The sequence below is a fragment of the Elusimicrobia bacterium HGW-Elusimicrobia-1 genome (genome assembly GCA_002841695.1).
Taxonomy (GTDB): Bacteria; Elusimicrobiota; Endomicrobiia; order PHAN01; family PHAN01; genus PHAN01.
Genome location: PHAN01000001.1, coordinates 1 through 21756, shown reverse-complemented (window position 1 = coordinate 21756; position 21756 = coordinate 1). Strand labels below are relative to the sequence as shown.

Sequence of the window (21756 nt, the reverse complement as noted above, 5' to 3'; positions counted from 1 at the left end):
AACCAGCCGCAAGAATAAGGGGGACTTATGAATACCAACCTGATAAAAATAACAACCGCAGCAGCGTTATTAATTGTCTCCGCCCAATTCTGGGGCTGTAGTATTTTCACAAAATCAAAAATCTTGCCAACCCAACCTACCATAAACCCCGAAGGCAATAAAATAATACAGGAAGAAAACGCGCTCAAAGTGATAAATGAACGAGGCGAAACCTTAAAAGAAATATCATTAAAGCCGGAGATAATCGTTGAAGAAGAGAAGATGCTTCCGTCGGAAGAAAACACAAAAAGACATAAAATAAAAAAAGAGATTGCCAAAGATGCCGTGGTAAGTAACTCAGGAAAATTCGCCGGTGTAATCAGCAATAAAACTGATATAGCCATTATAGACGAAAACGACAAAGAAGAGATTATTCCCGAAGGCCTGGTTACGGGTAAATTTATTTTTTATGATAACTCATGGAATATTCTCTGGGAAAAGGAATTCAGCGAAGGAAGGGGTATACAGGACATCCACCAGGTCTTAATTTCCGACAACGGAGAATCTATAACGATGTTAACGGGAAGCGCGGAATACGGGGCAGAAGGCAGGGAGACAATATTCGTTTTTGATAAAAACGGGCATGAAATATTGCTTTTCCCTGCCGTAGAAGAGTATAACAAAGGATATGAAATAGGTGCCCCCGATCTCTTAAAAATCTCACCGGACGGAAGATATCTAAGTATAAATATCCGCCAAGCATTACAATACGCTCCCTATAGAGAAAGGGGCATTACGCGTTTTTACGACCTAAAGAAAAATACTTTCTGGGATTCCGAGAAGAAATATGTTGTTTTTGAAATATCTAATGAGGGCATTGCGCAGGTAGACAATCCATGGAATCAGGAAGATAAAACTACAGAGATAAATTTTAAAGAACATTTGCAAAAGTAACCATCAAAAAATGAAGAAAGTATCAAGCATTTTGCTAACTATTCTATTTATAATCTGCCATAAAATTATCTTTTCCCAGACATTGCCTGCCTTGACATGGTCTATCACTTCCGATTATGGCCCAAGAAATATATCAAGAGGTTCATGGTTCCATAAGGGCATAGATTATGAGGCAAAATACGGCGAAACCATATACCCCGTGGAAGGTGGCATGATTAATTGCGAGCGATTGGGGTTATCAGAAGGAAAACAATAGTTACAGGGTGAATTTCGGCAACACCGATGTTATCGGAGGATTTAATGCCGGAATAACACGAACGGACGAGGCCAGAATAACTCTCTCGGCACACAAAAAAGACGAGGAACATCAGGAAGAAATAACGGGCGAAATTTATTTACCGCAATAAATAGCGAATTAACGTAAAATTTTTATAAAATCATAAAGTCGGACGGGTTGATATCTTATGTCACAAGAAGAAGAAAAAAGAAAATATCCGCGGATTAACTGCCAGTTTTTCAGCGAACTCTGCGACGAGGACACCACCATCGGCGTGGGCGAAATTTTCGACATCTCCGAAGGCGGCGCGGGTCTTGAGTCGCACACGCCGTTTGTCGTGGGCCAAAAGACCCTTATTAAGTTCATGCTCGACGGAGAATTGATAGTGCTCGCCGCCGAAATAGTGCGGGCGGAAGAAAGATTACGCCGGAAATTCTACGGCGTACACTTCATAGGAATGCTGCCGGAAACGCTTGAGAAGATAGACAATTTTGTCAAAAAAACGAGACCGTGTGAAAGTAAAAGATGAGATTAGGAGATTAAGAGATTGGGAGATTAGGGGAAAAGATTAAAAGATTTACGAGCGGGAGATTTAGGATTTATAAAGATCCCCCCTAATTTCTTAATCTCCCAATATCCTAATCTCTAAACTATACTCCTAATCTGCCGTTTAACAAGGAGAGCATGTGGCAACAACACACAAAATAGCCGTTATGGGCGGAGACGGGACGGGGCCGGAGGTCGTGGCCGAAGGAATGAAAGTTTTGAAAGCCGCCGCGTCTAAATACGGCTTCAAACTCGAGACAACGAATTTTGATTTGGGCGGCGAGAGATACAAAAAAACCGGAGAAATACTTCCCGATTCCGCGCTTGCAGATTTGAAGAAATTCAAGGCGATTTATCTGGGCGCCATAGGTCATCCCGACGTAAAACCCGGGATTCTTGAAAAGGGACTGCTGCTGCGCCTGAGATTCGAGCTCGACCAGTACGTAAATTTAAGACCCGTAAAACTTTATCCCAACGTGGACTGTCCTCTGAAGGACAAGAAACCCGAGGACATTGATTTCGTCGTAGTGCGCGAAAACACCGAAGGACTTTACGTCGGAGCGGGCGGATTCTTAAAGAAAGGAACTAAGGACGAGGTGGCCATTCAATCGTCCATTAACACTCGCAAAGGCGCGGAGCGCTGTATAAGATACGCCTTTGAATATACGCGCGAGCGGAACAAGCGCAAAAAACTCACGCTTTGCGGCAAGACGAATGTTCTGACTTACGCTTTCGATATGTGGGAAAGAACTTTTAACGAAGTCGCCAAAGAATATCCCGACGTAAAGACCGACTACGCGCACGTCGACGCGACCACGATGTGGTTCGTCAAGAATCCGGAGTGGTTCGACGTAATCGTAACCGACAATATGTTCGGCGACATCATCACCGACCTGGGCGCGATGATCCAGGGCGGGATGGGCATAGCCGCCGGAGGCAACCTCAACCCCGAAGGCACCTCAATGTTCGAGCCGATAGGCGGCTCGGCTCCCAAATACACCGGCAAAAACGTGATAAACCCCATGGCAGCCATTTGCGCGGGCGGGATGCTGCTGGAGTTTATAGGCGAGAAAGAAGCCGGCAAGGCCGTCGAGGGAGCGGTGATAAAGGCCTTATCGACGGGAAAAATCAAGTCGCTGGCGGCCGGAAAGATGGGAATGTCGACCACGGAAGCGGGCGATTTCATCGCATCTCTGGTGTAACTCTCAAAAAGAAAAGTCCGTCGTATAACCCACAAAATAGAAAAGGCGCGATTCAATGTCGCGCCTTTTTTTGTTTGGCGGAAGCCGGTTTATAAACAGTCGGTAATCATATGCAATTACATCTGTCCGAAAAAAAATATCTTACTAAGCCCTCTAATCCCCCCAACAGTACTTATTTCAGAAAACCTACCTTTTTCCTTTTCGGTTCGTCGTGCACCGTCATTAGGCGGCGAATGGCGTCGAATATTCCGCGTATCTGGGCGTCGTGTTTGTCCACTTTATTTTCAAGCAACCCCAATTGCGACGCAAGTTTCCTGTGTGACGACAACATCCGGCGCAATTTCACGAATGCTCTCATTATAGCGATATTAACCTGAACCGCGCGCTTGCTGTTCAATAAGCTCGAGAGCATCGCCACACCCTGCTCGGCAAAGGCATACGGCAAGGAACCTCCGAAATATTTTCCGTGTGGTATCACACTTTGTGATACCAGATAGCGGGCCTCGCGGTTTGTAAGTCGAAACATAAAGTCCTGCGGAAATCTGTCCGCGTTTCTTTTGACCGCTTGATTCAACGCCCTCGTTTCCACTTCATAAAGCTTGGCCAAATGCACGCTCATAATAACTTTCCTGCCGCGGATTAAAATGATTTTGTTCTCGATGACTTCCTTAGGAACAAGCGCTTTCATAATCCCCCCATTTTCCCCGCCTTATGTTCCCCCACCGCGGTCAATTCTATCAACTGATTCAGACGGCCGTCAAATACTGATGCTTCACTAAACCGATTTTTTGATTTCTTCCAACTGCGACGGCGTGCCCATCACTATCAGACGGTCGCCGGCGGAGACGGCGGAATCCGCGGGAGGATTGAAAACGTGCGCGGTGTCGGTGGCCAGCGCCATAAGCAAGGCGCCCGTCTTTTTTATTTTATCCGACGGAAGGTTTTTAATGCCGGAACTTTTGACCTCTATCTCCTCGACCCTTAAATCCCCCTTGCCTTCTTTCAGCATAACATCAAGAAAACTTACCGCGGCGGGACGCACCATCTCGGAAACCATTCTCAATCCGCCTATAAGTCCGGGCTGCACTACCGTGGACGCGCCGGCCGTAAGAAGTTTTTTTACGGACGAATCGTTGACCGACTTGGCGACTATTTTTATCTGAGGATTTACCTGACGGGCGGTGATTATCAGGAAAATATTATCCTCGTCGGACGGCAACACGGCGAACAGTCCGTCCGCGCGGGAAAGTCCGGCCTCTTCGAGCACTTTCTCGTCGGTAACGTCCCCTTTTACTATGAGCTCGCCGTTGAAGCGCGCAAGGATGTCGTCGCTTCTGTCGACTATAACAAAATCTCTTTCGGTCTTCTGAAGCTCCTTGATGATATGGGCGCCGATTCTCCCCGCGCCGCAAACTACGTAGTGATTTTTGAGCCGCGATATCTCTTTAATCATTTTCTTTCTCCTGAATATCTTGTTGAGTTCACCCTCTATAAAAAACGAGGTTATCGACGACACGGCGTAAAGAAGAATGCTGATTCCGGAAAGGATGAGAATAATCGTAAATACACGGCCGGCGAATGAAAGCGGGTGGGTTTCGCCGTAGCCGACGGTGGCCAGTGTTATAACCGTCATATAAAACGCGTCGAAAGCTCCCCAACCCTCGATAATAATATAGCCGAACGTGCCCGCGATAAGCACGGTGACCAGAATAAAAGTGGTTTTGATTATTTTTTTATAGACGTCCATCGGGGCGATGATAAAACCTCGTCGAGCACGCGAGTTGCGGTGTCTATATCTTTACGGCCGACAATAAGCGGCGGAAGAAAGCGCAGAACCTTATCCTGAGTGCAGTTAATAAGAAGTCCGCGATTAAGACATTCGTCGACAATGCCTTTGCCCGTCACAAAAAGTTCAGCGCCGACCATAAGCCCCAAGCCCCGGACTTCTTTTATGACATCCGGATATTTTTCACGGAGTTGAATGAGCCGTCCGGCGAAATATTTTCCGGTATCGCGAACGTTTTTGAGCAATCGCGCGTCGAGCATCGAAAGCGCCGCCAAAGACGCCGCGCAGGAAACGGGGTTTCCTCCGAATGTCGAGCCGTGATCGCCCGGAACGAGCACTTCCGGGAGTTTACGGGAGACCAGCGTGGCGCCGAGCGGCAACCCGCCTCCGAGTGCCTTCGCAAGCGTGAGGATATCGGGACGGACGCCGTAGGACTGAAAGGCAAAGGCAGCGCCGCAGCGGCCTATACCCGTTTGTATCTCGTCGAAAATCAACAATATTTTTTTTCGGCGGCAGATTTGCGCGAGGCCTTTGAGGAATTTTTCAGACGCCGGAATCACACCGCCTTCGCCCTGAACGGGCTCGACCATTATGGCCGCTGTGCGGCGCGACAGGAGTTTTTTTACCGACGACAAATCGTTGAACCGCGCGTAACGGAACCCGCGAGGCATCGGCTCGAAGCCCTTTTGAAACTTAACCTGGCCGGTGGCCGCGATGGTCGCAAGCGTGCGTCCGTGAAACGAGTTTTGAAAAGTTATTATTTCATATTTCCCCGACGGAACTCCCCATTTGCGGGCAAGTTTTATGGCGCACTCGTTGGCTTCGGCGCCTGAGTTTGAGAAAAATACGGCTCCCGGAAAAGCAAGTCGGGACAGTTTCTCGGCCAGGTTCGCCTGCGTATCCGTGTGATAAAGATTTGACACGTGCAGATACCTGCCGGACTGTTTTTTGACGGCCGCCACGATTTTAGGGGGCGCGTGGCCGAAATTGCAAACGCTCAAGCCCGAAAAGAAATCCAGATAGCGTCGGCCTTTGTCGTCGTAAATGTACTTGCCTGCGGCGCGTTTAAGCGTGAGCGGGGCTTTTTTGTACACGTTCAGCAGATATTTGTCGTCTTTGGCGGTTATGTTCATTTTGCCGACAGCGCGGTGCCTTTTGATTTTAAGTCGGTGATTACCACCTCGCCGACTCCGTTTTTTATCGACTTGAAAGCAGAGCGGATTTTGGGAATCATTCCGCCCGTGATTATACCTTTTTTTATGAGCTCAGAGGCCGACGACGGCGTTATCCTGTCAATCACTTTGCCGCCGGCGCCGATGACTCCGGCCACGTCCGTGACGTATACCAGCCGCGACGATTTGAGCTTTGCGGCCAGAGCGTCGGCCAGAACGTCGGCGTTGATGTTCAACAGCCGCCCGCTGGCGTCGGCGCCAAGGGACGAGACGACCGGCACGAATCCGGCTGAAGCCGTCGCCGATACCAGCGCGGTGTTGATTTTGACCGGCTCTCCGACGAGACCCAATTTTTTCACCCGACGGCAAACCGCCGTGCCGCCGTCGGCGGCCGAGAATCCCGCGGCCTTAACGCGGGACGACGTCATCAGCGAAACGAGCTCCTTGTTGATTTTGCCGGCCAAAATCATAACAACGGCTTCAAGCGCCGCGACATCGGTGCAGCGAACGCCGTTTACGAATTTCGGCTTCAGCCCCATTTTGGCAAGCCACGCGTTGACTTCCGGACCGCCGCCGTGGACAACTATTACCTTGGATGTTTTAAGCGCGCGGCGGACAAATGCGATAAATTCTTTGGCCGATTTTTTGACGGCGTTTCCGCCGATTTTCACGACTATGGTCTTCATACGCGGCCTCTCTGTCCGACGGAAGATTCGGGACATCTATTCTTAAAATCGCATTTATGGCACGCTTCCCGTCGCGGGATAAATTCTCCGGCAACTATGGCGTTTGCCGCGCGGGACGCGGCGGCAAGCGCCTTTTTTTCCGCGGACGGCGGACGCGAACCGGTTACGTAATCGTTCCTGAAAAGAAAATAATACGACAGTTTAGCCGGCTTGATTCCCAGATTTTTTTTGAGCCCCGCGGAATACAGCGACAACTGATAATCAGAGTCGATTTTCTCCTGAGTCCATTCGTCGCGGTGGGTTTTGTAGTCCATCACTTCGTATGTGCCGTCGGGATATTTGTCGACACGGTCTATTATTCCCATCACTTTGTGACGTCCCAGCGGAAACGAAAAACTTTTTTCGGAATAAACGGTTCTTATGCCTTTTGCCAGCCGCGCCGCGTTCCAGGCGAAAAAATCCTCCAGCATTTTTTGTCCCGAAGCGTGGAACTCAAGCGAGGAGGCCGGATCGGGAAAACCAAGATTGACCCAACGCTCTTCGTATATCGAAAGAAGCTCGCCGAGCGAAGAGGTGTCGCGTTTGTGATATTCATCCAGCGCTCCGTGCACGGTAAGTCCCAGTGAAATATACGGATTCGGCGGCACCTTCCAGCCGTTGACATATAGAAGTTTATACTTGAACGGGCAAAATTCGTAGGCGCCGATTTTTGAGTAGCTTATCGTGGCCGATTTGAAGAACGCCGCGATTTTCGAAAGTACTCGTTTAACGTCGATCATTTATTTAACCTGTAAAAACTGAGCATCGAGTCGCCGTATTTTTCCTGCCGGTAAAGACAAAACGGCGGAGGCGGCGCTGCATTTTCCTTCTTATGATGCTGCGCTATGACAAGTCCGTCGGGCGCGAGTATTTCAGATGAGTTTATGGCCGAAAGCGTGGGCGCCACCAGCGACAGCGGATTTTTTTCCTTATCTTTGTACGGGGGTCCCATGAATATAATGTCGAATTTCCCTCCGCCGGCCAAACTCAGGAACTCAAGATTTCCCGTCGCGTCGCATCTTACATCGCGGGCGCGGGAAGCCATCCCCAGTACGTCGAGATTTCCCCGGGCGCACGCCAGGGAATCGCGGCTGGCGTCGGCAAAAACGGCAAAACGCGCGCCGCGGCTCAATGCCTCTATGCCGACCGCGCCTGAACCGCAATACAAGTCCAGAAACAGCGCGTCGCCGATGCGAAGCGTGAGAATATCGAACAGAGATTTTCTTATTCGCGCCAGTATCGGACGGACTTCAAGACCGCGCGGCGCTTTTACCTCGCGGCCCCTGTGAGTTCCGGCTATTACTCTTATCATGAGACCGTTGAAAAACTCCTTTATATCGGATTATTCTACATTTTTGGGCGGTTTTTTCAATCGGCGATAGTGCGATATGCGTTGATTGCGAGGGAAATTTTATGTATAATCGATGCGGATAATTGTGACGTAATGGAAATACTTTTCGGGGTGTAGCTCAGCTGGCCCAGAGCGTCCCGTTTGGGACGGGAAGGCCGTCCGTTCAAATCGGACCACCCCGAGTTTTTTATTGGGACGACAAATGAAAAAAAATAGCGGTTCTTTAACGGTGGCGGCAGGCGCTTTTATAATGCTTATGCTCGGAGCGGCCTATGTCTGGGGCGTATACAAACAGCCGCTGGCCGACCACTTCGGATGGACCAAGGCGGCGGCGGCGATACCTTTCTCCGTTTTTCTGGCGTGCTACACCGCGGGTATGATAGTGGGCGGAAAACTCTACGACAAATACGGCCCCAAAAACGTATGCACTGCCGGGGCCGCGCTTTTCGGAGCGGGCTACTTATCGTCGGGGTTCGCCTCAAATCTGTGGCAGTTAACGCTAACTTACGGAATGGCCGCGGGGTTCGGGGCCGGACTTGCTTATGTAACTCCCGTGGCCGCGGCAGCAAAATGGTTCCCGTCCAAAAAAGGTTTTGTCAGCGGCATAATAATCTTCGGGTTCGGAGCAGGGGCTTTCTTGCTTGCTCCGGCGGCGGGATGGCTTATCGCAAACGCAGGATGGCGCTCAACCTTCAAAATTCTGGGCGGATTTTTTCTGGCGGCGGCAACGATAGCTTCGAGGTTTGTAAATGCTCCGGATTCTCAAACCGCCGACGCAGCGGCGGATTTGAGCCGCGCGAACAGTCCGTCGCTTTTTGAAAGTTCTCCGTCGGAGCTTTTTAGAAACCCCGTGTTTTACGCCTCATGGAGCATTTGGTTTCTGTGTCTGTCGGCCGGACTGGGAACGATGGGTCATCTGGTGGCTCATGCCACAAAAGCGGGAATCGGGCCGATGCGCGCGACCGTGATATTAAGCGTGATAGCGGTCTGTAACGGCGCGGGGCGCATAATTCTCGGAGCTCTCTCCGACAAAATAGGGCGTATGCGGGTATTCGCAGGAGCGGCGGCGGCGATGGCGGCGGTATCTTTTGGATTTTCAATCGTTCGCGCCGATGCGGGGGGAGGCGCGGCGCTGTATGCTCTGGGAGCGATGTTTGGCTTGTCGTTCGGGAGTTTACTGGTGCTTTATCCGACCATCGCGGCGGATTTCTTCGGCACAAAACATCTCGGCGTCAACTACGGAATTTTGTTTTCCAGTTTCGGCATCGCAGGTATCGCCGGACCGATCATATACGGCAGAATATTCGACGCAACGGGCGGATACGGCGCGGCCTTCGCCGCGGGCGGAGCGGCGTCGACGGCGGCGCTTATCGGCGCCCTGTGGCTCGGCAGGAAAATCGTATTTTTCCCTCGGAAAAACACCTCGATATAAGTGACACTTCGTTCATCCGAAAATCAGAAGTGCGGCTCCACGTGCACGGAGACGAAAGTTTCCCCCTCGAACATCCCGCCTATTTTTTCTTCAACCGCCGACGCTATCTCGTGCGCGCGGATTACGCTCATATCGCCCGGAACTTCGATGTGAATTTCAACCGCGACGTTGGCGCCGATCTTGCGCGAACGCACGCCGTGAGGATTGACCACGCCCGGCACGGCGGAGGCGATTTCCATTACCTTTTTTTCTTCCTCGTCGCAGAGCGATTCATCCAGTAATTCCTTGAGACCGGCGACGGAAATTTCGTAGGCCACTTTCATTACCAGCGCCCCGACGGCAAACGCCGCCAGAGGATCCAGAATAAGCCATTTTCCGCCCAGAATCACGGCGCCCGATATCCCGACGGCGGCGGCCACGGAAGACAACGAATCGGAACGATGATGCCACGCATTGGCGACCACCGCCATGCTGTGTATTTCCCTGCCGACAGCGATGGTTTTGCGATAAAGTATTTCTTTGGCGACTATTGATAGTATCGCGGCCGCTATCGCGACGGCGCCGGGAACCCGCGCGGCGCCTCCGGTCAAAATAAGATACGCGGCGCGCGCCGCCGATACGACTATCGCCGCGGCCGCTGCGGCAAGGCCCATACCGACGGCCACGGACACAAGCGTTTCCACTTTTCCGTGTCCGTAGTCGTGCGATTTATCGACAGGTTTCCCGATATAGCGGAACCCCAGAAGCACGACGGCATCGGTTGCAAGATCCGAGAGCGAATGCGCGGCGTCGGCGATCATAGCGGAGCTGTTCGCCATTATGCCGGCGGCAAACTTCGCGGCCGAAAGCAGCAAATTTACTATGGATCCGGCCACGGTGATGTTGCGGGCGCGACTGCCGCGTTCTTCGCTGTTCATATCCGATATAATACAAATTTTATCGATGTGCCGGCAAACGCGGCGGGCTCGTCGAATTGATAAGAACGCCCTAAATTGATATAATGCCATCTGCTGAATCCATTCATCGGAACTCCTTTAACCCCATGAAAACCAAAGGATTGGTTGTAATTGTTTCGGCTCCCTCGGGAGCCGGAAAGTCAACGATTTGCGCCAGGGTTCTCAAAAGAATACCCGAGGCGATGTACTCGGTTTCCGTCACTACCAGACGGCCGAGACGCGGAGAAATTCACGGTAAATCATATTTCTTCGTCGATGAAAAGCGGTTCAGGCGTCTCATTGCCGACGGCAAACTGCTGGAATGGGCTCGCGTACACGGACATTACTACGGCACACCGCGGGATTTCATCGGGGAAAACGTCGCGCGCGGAAAGATACTGATGCTCGACATCGACGTTCAGGGGGCGATGAAAATAAAGAGAGGCCGTCTGGCCAACGCCGTCTATGTTTTCATAATGACGCCGACTTTTGAAATTCTCAAGAAGCGGCTCATAGGCCGCGGGCTCGACGCGGAAGAAGTAATCCGGGTGCGATTGAAAAACGCCCGCAAAGAACTCGAATATCTCGACAAGTATGACTATCTTATAATAAACGACGAGGTGGACGCGGCGGTCGGCAAGCTGGAAGCGCTGATTACCGCCGAACGACTCAAAGTATCGAGACAAAACCGGAGGACTATATGACAGATTCCAAGAACGACACGACCGTCGACGCAAAATTGCTCGACACCAAGCAGTCCAAGTACGACCTGGTTAAACTTGCGGTTATGCACGTAAACGCCCTGAAACGCACCCAGGAATTATCCGGTTGGCACGTGCCTCAACTGATCAAAAAATCTCTCGACGAAATCGTATCCGGAACCGCCGATGCGGCCGATATAATGGCGACCCACAAAAAACATCTTGCCGAGGCGGACAAACCGGCCGGAGTAATCCCCGCGCCCGCCGCCGCCAAAAAACAATCCGAAGAAAGCGACGACAAAAAAACCAAGAAAACCGCCTCAAAAAAATCCAAGTCCTGACGTCGTTGCGGGATTCTTTTCATGCAAGGATGGTAGTTGACCGTGCGAAAAAAAAACATATTGCTGGGCATAACCGGTTCCATAGCCGCCTACAAAATACCCGCGCTGGTGAGATCCTTCGTCAAGGAAGGTTTTGACGTAAAATGTATTTTGACGGACGCAGGCGCGCGGTTCGTTACGACGCAAACGCTCAAAACGCTTAGCCGCAACCGCGTTTACACGGATATGTTTTCCGACGAGAACGACGACTACCATATATCGCTCTCCCGATGGGCGGACGTCCTTCTGGTGGCTCCCGCCACGTGCGACGCCATAGCGCGCATAGCCGCCGGACGCTGCGAGGATTTGCTTTCTTCGGCCGTCATTTCCGCCGAATGTCCCGTACTGTTTGCGCCGGCGATGAACGCCGCCATGTGGAGCCATCCCGCCACGAAAGAAAATGTCGAACGCCTCAAGAAGCGCGGCGGCCTGATAGTTCCGCCGGAAAAAGGCGAACTCGCCTGCGGAGAAGAGGGCGACGGACGTCTGGCCAACCCCGAAAAAATCATCGCTGCCGTGAAAACCGCCCTTCGATAATGAAAACTTCCGCCGCAAAACGATCTCGCCGCGCGGCGCGCCGCAAAATCCCGCAAGTACTCATAACCGCCGGCCCCACGAGGGAATACTTCGATTCGGTCAGATTCATTTCCAACGCCTCGTCCGGCAAAATGGGCTCGGAATTGGCAAAAGCTTTCATTGCAAAAAAAACCCGCGTAACTGTCGTGGCGGGCCCCTGCGCCGCGATGTTTCCGTCTGAGGCCGGGATTGTGCGCGTAGTGTCCGCGTCGCAAATGCTCGCGGCCGTAAAAAAACTCGCGAACGCGGCTGATATTATTGTGTGCGCGGCGGCGGTCTCCGACTACGCCCCGTCGCTCAAAGCGTCCGGAAAACTTAAAAAGAATAAAACAGGATTATCCGTCGAACTTTCGATTACGCCGGACATCCTTGCCTCAATAGGCGCAAAAAAGTACGCTGCCGGAAAAAGACCCGTAATAGTCGGATTTGCCCTTGAGACCGCGAAACGGCTTTTGTCCGACGCGCGAAAAAAACTGACTCAAAAAAGATGCGACATCGTAGTGGCAAACACCACGGGAGCGATGGAAGCGGACCGGGCGTCGGGCATGATTCTTTTTGACGACGGCCGGATATCGCGCTTCAACAATATCCCGAAGAAAAAACTCGCCGCGAATGCGGCAATGGAAGCTTTGAAAATATGGTCGAAAAAAAACTGCTGAAATCATATATCTCCGACGAAAAACTCTGGGGTCTGGATGATTTTTCCACCGCCAAACCCCGCGCGGCAAGAACTCAAACGGCCGGTAAAAAACCGGTTAAATCATCGGTTGCGAGGCCGGCAACAGCGTTAAAAAACGCGGCGGGTTCGTCGTCAAATAAATCCTCGGAACTCGACAAGCTCCTGGCCAAAAATAAAAACTGCCACAAATGCCCTCTGGGCAAATCGCGTCTAAACTTCGTTTTCGGAGTCGGAAATCCCGACGCCGAGCTGATGTTCGTAGGCGAAGGCCCCGGATTCGACGAAGACCACAAGGGCGAGCCATTCGTCGGGCGGGCCGGACAACTTCTCAATAAAATTATCGCCGCCATGGGTCTTGCGCGGGAAGACGTCTATATAGCCAACATAACAAAATGCCATCCGATGATAGACCCGTCGAATCCCGACAAACGCGGCAACGACCGCCCGCCCACGGGCGAAGAAATGGCCGGATGTATGCCGATTCTCGAAGAACAGATGAATATCATAAGGCCGCGCGTGCTGTGCGCGCTCGGCTCCACGGCGGCAAAAGGACTTCTTAAAACCGACGAAGCGATAGGGAAATTGCGCGGCAATATTTTTGATTTTACCACGGTCTCGTCCAGCGGGGCGGCCAAAATGAAACTCGTGCCGACCTACCATCCGGCCGCATTATTGAGAAATCCCGCCCTGAAAAAAATCTGCTGGGAAGACATCCGGCTCGTCATGAAACTGCTTAAGGATAAATAAACCCCCGACCGGCATTGCGAACACCGCCTATCCTAAAATGCTCGATATAACCCGTTACGACTTTGAACTTCCGGAAGAACTTATAGCTCAAGAACCCCCTGCGGAAAGAGGATCCTCGCGGCTTATGGTCGTGGATCGCGCCGCGGGAACGGTTGAGCATAAACACTTCCGCGACCTGGCGGATTATTTCGCCGGCGGAGATTGTCTGGTCGTAAACACTTCCAAGGTGATGCCCGTAAGAGTTTTCGGCAAGAAAATCACGGGCGGGCGAGTGGAACTCTTGTTTGTGGATTTGCCGGCGGAAAAGCGCGGGACATCGGCCGATACTCTGAAACTCAGGGCGCTTGTGCGGCCGTCCGTGGCGGACGGAACAAAAATATCGTTTGCCGACGGCTCGGAAGCCGTCGCGGGGGCGCGGGTCGCCGTCGACGGAGAATTTGACGGCGCGCGTGAAATAATTTTCCGTCACTCCGAATCGGGAGTCGGAACGATAGAAAGTTTTATCGAAAGTCACGGCGTAATGCCGCTGCCTCCTTACATAAAAAGAAAGAACGCCGACGCGAAGACCGTCGAAAATGACCGAATACGTTATCAGACGGTCTATGCCGACAAAAACGGCTCGGTTGCGGCGCCCACGGCGGGCCTGCACTTTACACGGGAATCTTTGGAAGGTCTGAGAAAACGGGGAGTAACCGTTGCGAAGATTGTGCTGCACGTCGGATTAGGCACATTCAAGAGCGTTAAGGCCGACCGCATCGATAAGCACAAAATGCTGCCGGAAAGATTTTTTTTATCGCAAGAATCCGCCGATGAAATCAACGGCGCGCTTAAAAGCGGGGCAACCATAGCGGCGGCGGGCACCACAAGCGTAAGAACTCTGGAGACGCTCGCTTCCGACGACGGCTCGATATCGGCGGGATCGGGCGAAACATCGCTTTTCATCTATCCGGGATACAGGTTCAAAACGGTGGGACGACTTCTTACGAATTTCCATCTTCCGCGCTCGACACCTTTGTTTCTGGCGTCGGCTTTCTGCGGGCGGGAGTTACTTTTTGAGGCATACCGCAAAGCCATAAAAGAAAGATACCGCTTTTTTTCCTACGGCGACGCAATGCTTATCGTTTAGCGGGATTTTTTCTGTTCTTCGTAACGGCGGGATATTTGTCTGATATTGTAGAAGTTATCAAGAAATATTTTCACAAGCGCGGGATCAAAATGTTTACCGGCGCTCTCTTGGATTATATCCAGCGACTTCGTTTCGTCGAATGCCTCTTTGTAAGCCCGTCGGCTTGAAAGCGCATCGTATACGTCGGCGAGCGCCACTATCCTGGCCGCAACAGGTATTTCCTCTCCTTTAAGACCCTTCGGATATCCCGCGCCGTCCCATCGCTCGTGATGATACAACGCTATATCGCGCGACATTGTTTCAAGTTCCGTGTCGCATTCGCCGAACAACCGCGCGCCGGCTTCCGAATGTTCCATTATTTTGGCGAATTCTTCGTCGCTGAGTTTGGCGGGTTTCTTGAGAATAGTGTCCGAAACGGCGATCTTGCCTACGTCGTGAAGCATTGCGGCAAGGCGCAGAGTGTCTTTGTTCCGTTCCACTTCCAAAGGATCCACGCCGCCCGCGCGCGCCCACGCTTCGTATATCTCCATAGAATACGCGCCGACGCGGTTTACGTGCGTGGCCGTTTCCGTCGGGTCGCGCAATTCGGCCATGCTGATCATTCTTAAAATAGTGGTTCGTATCAGTTGCGCGCGCTCAATGGCCGATGCGGCGATATTGGCAAAATGCCGCACGTACGGCTCGTCGGACTCGGAAAAAATTCCCGTTTCGCCGGAAGGCGATTTCACGTTTATAAGCTGCAGAACTCCGATAATTCTGTTTCGGCTGGTTTTCAACGGAGCAGTCAACACCGATTTAGTGTGATAGTCCGAAATGGTGTCGTAATTTTTGCCGAACGAGTACGGCGCGCCGTCGGGGATGGCGTACACGTCGGGGATATTGAGCGGCTCGCCCGTCAGCGCAACGTAACCCGCTATTGATTTGTCGTCGATGGGCAAGGCGAAAGTTGTTATGCCGAGTTTGCGGCCGGGCGCAAGACGCGAAGAAAGCGTGTCATTCTGCGCACAGCGAAAAAGCAATCTGTCTTTTTCTTTTATATAAATCGAGCCGGCATCGGCCGACAGAAAATAGCGGGCGGCGTAGAGAACCTTTTCCAGAAGCACGTCCTCGTCGCGGATTTCGGAGAGTTCAAGACCTACGGTTATGAGATATTGGAGTTTTTCGGGTTGCATAACAAGCTCGCGTTCATTATATTTCTTTGACGGGAGTTTTTCAAAACTTCGCCGCGAAAACTCATTACGCCGGTTTTTTTGTATAATGTCTGATTGAAGATGTGTCCCTGTAGCTCAATTGGATAGAGCATCTGCCTTCTAAGCAGAGGGTTGCGTGTTCGAGTCACGCCAGGGACAATAAGAACCGCGTATGCCATAATACGCGGATGAGATTTTGTAACGGTGGCTATAGCTCAATGGTTAGAGCACTGGACTGTGGAACCGTCCCCGCCGACGAAAATCTTGAGACGGAAAAATGAAATCACCGACGACAATCGGTGATTTTTTCATTTGTATGACATTGTGCCAATTTGTCCGAATTTGGACACCGGATGGACACTTTTTGGACACCGAATTCGCGCGGCGGGGCACCGGAGTTTCAATCCCGTGTGGAAACACCGCGGCGTAAAATCGCACCGCGGACGGGTTGCGAATTTACGGCCGATGCCCCTGCCAATGTCATATTGTATATGTAATATATGCCCTGCGGGGGCATAAAATGAATAAAGAATATCATACGTTAAAAACAATGGGAACTCGGGCGAAGCGTCAGAGAAAATATCTGTTTGATTTTTAATGTCGTAATCGTCGCAGTATTATGTAGCGCGCGCCGGTGAGGCGAACTCATGGCGCCCGACGTCGAACGAGAACGTCGGTTTAAGTTGAATAAATTTTCCACGCGCTTGTGGTGGATGCCCAAGGCGCTTGTTGGTCCGACAAAAAAATCGGACTGACGAGCGCCTTTTTTTATTTGCCGTCGCATGTTTTGTCATTCCTATCAAGCATGTCATTCCCGCCACCGCATTCTGCGGGGTCCCACCCGCAGGGTGGTGAAATGTTGTTATCGGGAATCCACTTTATAATCTGGATTCCCGCTTATGCGGGAATGACGGATATGTTGAGGGCATATCTTTTCTAAAAAAGACCGCAAAGCAAGGCCAAAAATCTTTGTCCTTTGTATTTAGGTTTGTACTAAGTGTTTAAACCAAAAGCTTACAGGCATTGCGGCGCATTGAAAAATCAATACGAAAACGCCCGCGGCGGTCTCATAAAGTGACATATCGGGTCTCAAAAAGTGACATATGCGGTGGCATAAAGTGACATGTCGGGTGGCATAAAGTACGATGCCCTGTTTCAAAAAGTGACATATCCGAATATGGCTCAGGAATCTAATCCGGAAATTATAAAAGTCGAGGGCAACTTCATAGAAACCTTCCCTGCCCACTTCGAGCGCCCGCGGGGGCATAAGAACCGCGCTACAACGGAAACTATTGCCACCGCCAACGGCAAAATAACCGTCCGCCACAACAGCCGTCTCTTCAGCGCGTTTGACAAGGATGTGCTTCTGGCGGCCTTTGCTCTTGCCCAGCGCACCGGCCAGCGACGCTTCCGGGCAGTATTGTCCGACTTCGCCCGCGTTATGCGTATAAATCCCTTCGGCAAGAATTTGGTCAAAATACGCGAATCCTTAAACGAACTGGCAATGACCCCGGCGGAGTTTACAGAATCCTGGCGGGACGCTCAAAACCGTCGTTACACAAGCGAGGCCGTCACTTCGTTCATCGCTTACCGGCTGGTTGACCGACGGAAAATTATGGAAACCAAACTTAGCCCGAAAGAAATCCGCGACGGTTCGTGGATAGCCATACCGGATATTTTTTACGACAGCATCACAAACGGTTACTTCAAGTATATTGACGCCGAGGTTTATTTTTCGCTCCCGTCGGGTATAACCCGGGCGGCTTATTTATATCTTGAAAAGCGGCTGGGCATCAAAAATCATTACGAAGAAAAGATTGACTCGGCCATAGCAAACATCATCAAGCGGCCGCCAACACCGAAAGATATAAAAAACTTCAAGTATCGGACCATCGCGAAACTCTCCGGTGCGTTTCGTTTCGACAAAACCAAACTTGATAATGGGACGCTTGCCATCGCTCGACAACTTCCTCTACGCGGTGCGGCATCCGTTACGGCGACGACAGCGGTATTGGCGACAACGGCGGCAGCGAAAGTGGCGGCAGAGGAGAAAGCAGATGCGGCGGCGGCTGCGGAAACGGCAGCGATTGCTGGCGCGGAGGAAGCGGAAGTGTCGGCGGCGGTTGCGAACGAGGCGGCGACAGCGAACGAGAATTTCTTCCCTCATACCGCCGCAACAGCGGACGGAAATTTTACCCCCCGCCACGCCGCAAGCGTCTCAACCGATTTGCCAAGTAACCCCGCGCCGCCGAGCATTCGGGGCGTTGCTCGTCCAGTCCGGCTACCACTCCCTAAAAATCTCGCCGCTAACGGCACCACAGCCCAAGTTTCACAACCGCGCGCGGCCCCGCCGCCCCGCAAAAAACTCACATCTCACGGCGAGTATGTTTTGGAAAGGGCGTGTATATTCTGTAACCGCGACGACGATTATTTCAAGAACGTCATCAAGAAATACATCTTCATTTTGGGGTCGGACTTGGTGGACGGGGCAATAGGCGATACCCGCGATTCCAACGCCGAATCGAAGGACAGGTATCTCATTCATCTTCTCAAAAATATGTAGCAATCCATGAAGGCGCGAGAGCCGGAAATATTGGCTTGATCTGACACGACGCCGCTTATATTTTGTCAGTATTTTTGTTATGCACAATTGCACGTTCGTCGCAGGGCAGATTTTTGAGTTTAAGCTCCCTGCGCTCCGGAGGCAAAATTATGTTGACAGGAATGAAATTAACCGGCAAGACAGAAGACATCACGGCCTATCACTGCCGCGAAGAAAATTACTACTTCAAGCAGGGGCGCGACTTAGTGGACGAGCTGGCCGAGAAAGGCCTCAAAGCCCGTAGCGAGGAGGCCTTGAGTTACGTCCTTGTGCGCGGCAAACTTTGCGAGCGGCTGGGTTTTACGGACGGCCAAAAAATAAGCGAGGTTGAGTTCGAGCGATTGCTTGCCGGCAGAGACGCGGCCGGAAATCTCATGGGCAAACAAGAGCACAAAGTCCACGGCATAGACCTGACTTTTTCCGCGCCCAAGTCGGTGAGCATAGCGGGGCTTGTTATGAAGGACAACGACGCGGCCGCCGCCCACCGCGAAGCAGTCGTTGACACAATGCGGGAGATAGAAAGTTTCGCCTTCGCAAGACCGACCGCCGCGACCAAACATCACACGGGCAAGATGCTCTGGGCGTCGGTCGAGGACGGCTTCAGCAGGGAAGGCGACCCTCACCTTCACACACATTGCGTACTGATGAACCTCACAGAGCACAACGGCAAGATAATGGCTCTGGACGGAAGAGAGATTTTCAAGCGCGACTTCTATAAATTTTTCGACGCGCTCTACAAACGGCGGCTCGAAAAAATCCTGAGCGAAGACCTCGGCTACAAACTCACATACAGCAAAGCCGGCGAGTGGCGGCTTGACAAAGTTTCGTTAGAGTGCGAGCGGGCGTTTTCGACGAGAAGAAAGCAAATCCTTGACGCCGAAAGCGGGGGCTTAAGCGATTTTAACGCCTGGCGGAAGACCCGCAAGGAGAAAGATATGAAACTTGACAGAGAGCAACTGCGTCTGCGTTGGGAGTCGGCGCTTCGGCTCACAAACGCAAAACCGGCGGAGCAGAATCGGCGGGAGGGCGTCGCGTTGAGAAAGAAGTGGAGCGAGGAAGCGGTTCACAGCATCGAGGCGGAGCAGGAGCGCACGCTCGACCGCGCGAATCTCACGGACGCCCAGCGTTGGCAGTTGGCCGTAAGACGCGCGACGCAAAACGAAGCGACGGCGAGTAAGATGGCGCTGATTACCGAATATCTTTACGAAAAAATGCGAAGCGAAAAATGGAATGCCGTCAACTACGCGGAACTTGAAGCGGAACTCGAAGAGCAGGTCAAGTCAGGCAATTTGGTGAGGGTCGGCGATTGTTACACTTCGTGGGAGATGGCGCGCAGTGAGCGGGAGTATGTTTCATTTGCAGACGATGAAAGCGAGGCAGTCATTTCCGCGCCAAGGGAAAAAATCATTGATTGGGAGAAAAGACAGCCGCACCTTGGCGATGGGCAGACTACCATAGGCAAGGCAGTAGGCGGACTGCGCAAACTTTCGGCGATACAGAAAGAGTCGGCGGCGAAGATTTTATCAAGCCGAGAGCGGTTAGTCGTCGTCCAGGGCGACGCGGGCGCCGGCAAGACCACGACGCTAAAAGCCGTCGCCGACATTTACAAAAGCGAGGGCTTTGAAGTTATCGGACTTTGTATGCAGGGCGTCGCCGCTCAGAAACTAAAACAAGAAACGGGTTTACCGTCGTTCACGCTCAAATCTTTTTTCAGCAGGAACCCGCGCTCTCCCCTCGTTTCACTCGGGACAAGTTCCCGCGAGTCGTCGGGACAGCGTGTAATAATTTTTGACGAAGCGTCAATGCTCGACAGCCGCAATGCCGCGAAACTATTCCGAACGGCGAAAGAAAACGACGACAAAATAATTTTAGTGGGCGACCGCAACCAGTTGGAGTCAATCGCCGCCGGTCGGGTATTCGAGCGGCTATGCGAAATCAAAGAGCGCAAAGGCCTTTTGATTGAGATGAACGAAAACTTCCGTCAGCGTGACCCCGACTTGTGCGAGGCGGTCGATTACGCCAGAAAAGGAAAGATGAAAAAATCATTAGACATACTCGACAAGCGCGGCGACATTATCGAGATGCCGAACAAGTTTATCGGCGGTAAATCCTCCGCCGCCGAACGCCGCAAGATAATCGCGGAACAATACGATAAAGACACTCTCATAATCACAGGCACACAGCAGGGCAGAGATGAACTGAACCTTTTAATCAGAACGTCCTTGAAATCCGGCGGTAACCTGAAACTTGTCCCGAAGGGACTGAGGGAAAAAGAAAAATCATTTGACGTCGCGCGAACCAACCGGGAAGGAATCGACGAACCCCTAAAAATGAATATCGCCGAAGGCGAGTTAATCGTGTTCACCAAAAACGAATACAAAAGTTACGACGTCAGAAACGGCGAGCGCGCGACGGTAGAAAAACTTCACACCTTAAAACCGCACACCCTTACCATCCGCACCGAAGATGACCGAGTATTTGATATTGACACGAAAAAATACAAAAACATCGACTACGGCTACGCTCTCACCACCTACAAAGCCCAGGGGCAGACCTACGACAAAGTAATCGTCGATGCCGACACATCAATCCCGTCTCTGAACGATATGCGCGCGCAATACGTCAACATCACCCGCGCCCGCGACTCCGTAAAAATTACACCGACGACAAAAAAGAGTTGAAAGACCTTGCCCGGTGTCTGGAACACAAACGCGACACGCTCGACAGAACCGACATCACACTGGAAGAGGCGGTTGAAAAAGAGAGAGATTTAGAGGCAGGATTTAAAGTGGGTGAGCAAGTTGGCCGAGAACCGTCAAATGGTGAGTCTGAAACCAAAAGCGCGGGGGGAGGGCGTGGGCGAGGGTTTGTTAGGTGTAAAATGTAACCGAATTTCGCCCCCCGGTGTAATCGAAAATTGACACCGCCCTGCCGTTGACAACTATAGTAGAATCAAAAGCCGTTTCAATCCACGCGGGGCGCGACCGGGCGCGGCGTAATGCTGGACGATAAAGAATATGCGTTTCAATCCACGCATTATCCGACGGATCCTGAGATACTATTAAAATTGGCGCGGACGATCGACCGTCCGACAGCAGTATTCCAGAACTGCTCCATTGCATGTAACATCCGTCTTTACACTTTTGATTTCGCGCAGTATTGTCTCGACAGTATCTTTTTTCATTTTAGATTTTCTATCGGATGCCATTACCCCAACCCCGCCCCTCTGTAGATTATTTTGAGCCATATAATTGCTTAAATTGATTCCAATCAAGAACGCATTTTTTTAACTTTTCCAGATAATCATTTCTATTGTTTTTGGTGATTATAAACGATTTGGCACTAAATTCGTGATGTAAGACATAAGCAACTCGAACAGCGGCTCATGTCTATGAT

21 protein-coding genes and 2 tRNA genes are annotated in these 21756 nt (G+C 51.5%); 15 read left to right on the top strand and 8 right to left on the bottom strand.

The window, feature by feature from the left end:
• Positions 1 to 27: 27 nt before the first annotated feature.
• The 3 genes from CVU77_00115 (at position 28) to CVU77_00105 (ending at position 2958) form a co-directional block, all read left to right on the top strand.
• The gene (locus CVU77_00115; GenBank protein PKN02238.1) at positions 28 to 933 is read left to right on the top strand and encodes a hypothetical protein; all 906 of its coding nucleotides are present in this window, start codon (positions 28 to 30) and stop codon (positions 931 to 933) included.
• A gap of 464 nt (positions 934 to 1397) precedes the next feature.
• Entirely contained in the window at positions 1398 to 1739 is a 342-nt protein-coding gene (locus tag CVU77_00110) for a hypothetical protein (protein ID PKN02237.1), read from the top strand.
• Positions 1740 to 1896: 157 nt separating this feature from the next.
• Positions 1897 to 2958: a 3-isopropylmalate dehydrogenase gene (locus CVU77_00105; GenBank protein ID PKN02236.1), complete on the top strand. Its 1062-nt coding sequence runs from the start codon at positions 1897 to 1899 to the stop codon at positions 2956 to 2958.
• A 172-nt stretch (positions 2959 to 3130) separates the two neighbouring features.
• On the opposite strand, the gene CVU77_00100 is transcribed toward CVU77_00105, so the two are convergent.
• The 6 genes from CVU77_00100 to rsmD all read right to left on the bottom strand — a co-directional run bounded on the left by CVU77_00100 (position 3131) and on the right by rsmD (position 7953).
• Positions 3131 to 3646, bottom strand: coding sequence for a hypothetical protein (locus tag CVU77_00100; GenBank protein PKN02235.1), 516 nt, complete (start codon positions 3644 to 3646; stop codon positions 3131 to 3133).
• Between the two features lie 87 nt (positions 3647 to 3733).
• Positions 3734 to 4705 (bottom strand): hypothetical protein, encoded by a 972-nt coding sequence (locus CVU77_00095; protein ID PKN02234.1) that lies wholly within the window; start codon positions 4703 to 4705, stop codon positions 3734 to 3736.
• Positions 4684 to 5877: an aspartate aminotransferase family protein gene (locus CVU77_00090; protein ID PKN02233.1), complete on the bottom strand. Its 1194-nt coding sequence runs from the start codon at positions 5875 to 5877 to the stop codon at positions 4684 to 4686. Before CVU77_00090 ends, CVU77_00095 begins: the two co-directional genes overlap by 22 nt.
• The gene (gene argB, locus CVU77_00085; GenBank protein ID PKN02232.1) at positions 5874 to 6638 is read right to left on the bottom strand and encodes an acetylglutamate kinase; all 765 of its coding nucleotides are present in this window, start codon (positions 6636 to 6638) and stop codon (positions 5874 to 5876) included. Before argB ends, CVU77_00090 begins: the two co-directional genes overlap by 4 nt.
• Entirely contained in the window at positions 6599 to 7381 is a 783-nt protein-coding gene (locus CVU77_00080; GenBank protein ID PKN02231.1) for a hypothetical protein, read from the bottom strand. The genes argB and CVU77_00080 overlap by 40 nt, the downstream gene beginning before the upstream one ends.
• A complete protein-coding gene (gene rsmD / locus CVU77_00075; GenBank protein PKN02230.1) occupies positions 7378 to 7953 on the bottom strand; it encodes a 16S rRNA (guanine(966)-N(2))-methyltransferase RsmD in 576 nt (191 codons plus the stop codon). The genes CVU77_00080 and rsmD overlap by 4 nt, the downstream gene beginning before the upstream one ends.
• 146 nt (positions 7954 to 8099) lie before the next feature.
• Between rsmD and CVU77_00070 the strand changes: the two genes are divergently transcribed.
• Both CVU77_00070 and CVU77_00065 read left to right on the top strand, forming a co-directional pair.
• A tRNA-Pro gene (locus CVU77_00070) sits at positions 8100 to 8174 on the top strand.
• A 20-nt stretch (positions 8175 to 8194) separates the two neighbouring features.
• Positions 8195 to 9424 carry a hypothetical protein gene (locus CVU77_00065; GenBank protein PKN02229.1) on the top strand — a complete coding sequence of 410 codons (1230 nt, stop codon included), beginning with the start codon at positions 8195 to 8197 and terminating at the stop codon, positions 9422 to 9424.
• Between the two features lie 23 nt (positions 9425 to 9447).
• Here the strand turns inward: CVU77_00065 and CVU77_00060 are convergent, their stop codons facing one another.
• On the bottom strand, positions 9448 to 10431 hold the full coding sequence (locus tag CVU77_00060; protein ID PKN02228.1) for a cation-efflux pump: 984 nt from the start codon (positions 10429 to 10431) through the stop codon (positions 9448 to 9450).
• 35 nt (positions 10432 to 10466) lie between these two features.
• On the opposite strand from CVU77_00060, the gene CVU77_00055 reads away from it, so the two are divergent.
• From CVU77_00055 to CVU77_00030, 6 genes are read left to right on the top strand one after another with little or no spacing between them, the layout of a single operon-like run.
• Entirely contained in the window at positions 10467 to 11063 is a 597-nt protein-coding gene (locus CVU77_00055; GenBank protein ID PKN02227.1) for a guanylate kinase, read from the top strand.
• Positions 11060 to 11401, top strand: coding sequence for a hypothetical protein (locus tag CVU77_00050; protein ID PKN02226.1), 342 nt, complete (start codon positions 11060 to 11062; stop codon positions 11399 to 11401). Before CVU77_00055 ends, CVU77_00050 begins: the two co-directional genes overlap by 4 nt.
• Positions 11402 to 11437: 36 nt before the next feature.
• Positions 11438 to 11977, top strand: coding sequence for a hypothetical protein (locus tag CVU77_00045; protein PKN02225.1), 540 nt, complete (start codon positions 11438 to 11440; stop codon positions 11975 to 11977).
• Positions 11977 to 12675 carry a hypothetical protein gene (locus tag CVU77_00040; GenBank protein ID PKN02224.1) on the top strand — a complete coding sequence of 233 codons (699 nt, stop codon included), beginning with the start codon at positions 11977 to 11979 and terminating at the stop codon, positions 12673 to 12675. Before CVU77_00045 ends, CVU77_00040 begins: the two co-directional genes overlap by 1 nt.
• Positions 12654 to 13442, top strand: coding sequence for a hypothetical protein (locus CVU77_00035; protein PKN02223.1), 789 nt, complete (start codon positions 12654 to 12656; stop codon positions 13440 to 13442). The genes CVU77_00040 and CVU77_00035 overlap by 22 nt, the downstream gene beginning before the upstream one ends.
• 37 nt (positions 13443 to 13479) lie before the next feature.
• A complete protein-coding gene (locus CVU77_00030; protein PKN02222.1) occupies positions 13480 to 14568 on the top strand; it encodes a tRNA preQ1(34) S-adenosylmethionine ribosyltransferase-isomerase QueA in 1089 nt (362 codons plus the stop codon).
• On the opposite strand, the gene CVU77_00025 is transcribed toward CVU77_00030, so the two are convergent.
• The gene (locus tag CVU77_00025) at positions 14565 to 15740 is read right to left on the bottom strand and encodes a phosphohydrolase (GenBank protein ID PKN02221.1); all 1176 of its coding nucleotides are present in this window, start codon (positions 15738 to 15740) and stop codon (positions 14565 to 14567) included. The genes CVU77_00030 and CVU77_00025 overlap by 4 nt on opposite strands.
• A 103-nt stretch (positions 15741 to 15843) precedes the next feature.
• On the opposite strand from CVU77_00025, the gene CVU77_00020 reads away from it, so the two are divergent.
• The 4 genes from CVU77_00020 to CVU77_00005 all read left to right on the top strand — a co-directional run bounded on the left by CVU77_00020 (position 15844) and on the right by CVU77_00005 (position 21247).
• A tRNA-Arg gene (locus CVU77_00020) sits at positions 15844 to 15917 on the top strand.
• Between the two features lie 964 nt (positions 15918 to 16881).
• Complete coding sequence (locus tag CVU77_00015) at positions 16882 to 18321, top strand: hypothetical protein (GenBank protein PKN02220.1); 1440 nt, start codon at positions 16882 to 16884, stop codon at positions 18319 to 18321.
• A gap of 149 nt (positions 18322 to 18470) precedes the next feature.
• The gene (locus tag CVU77_00010; protein PKN02219.1) at positions 18471 to 21041 is read left to right on the top strand and encodes a hypothetical protein; all 2571 of its coding nucleotides are present in this window, start codon (positions 18471 to 18473) and stop codon (positions 21039 to 21041) included.
• On the top strand, positions 21038 to 21247 hold the full coding sequence (locus CVU77_00005) for a hypothetical protein (GenBank protein PKN02218.1): 210 nt from the start codon (positions 21038 to 21040) through the stop codon (positions 21245 to 21247). Before CVU77_00010 ends, CVU77_00005 begins: the two co-directional genes overlap by 4 nt.
• Positions 21248 to 21756 lie beyond the last annotated feature (509 nt).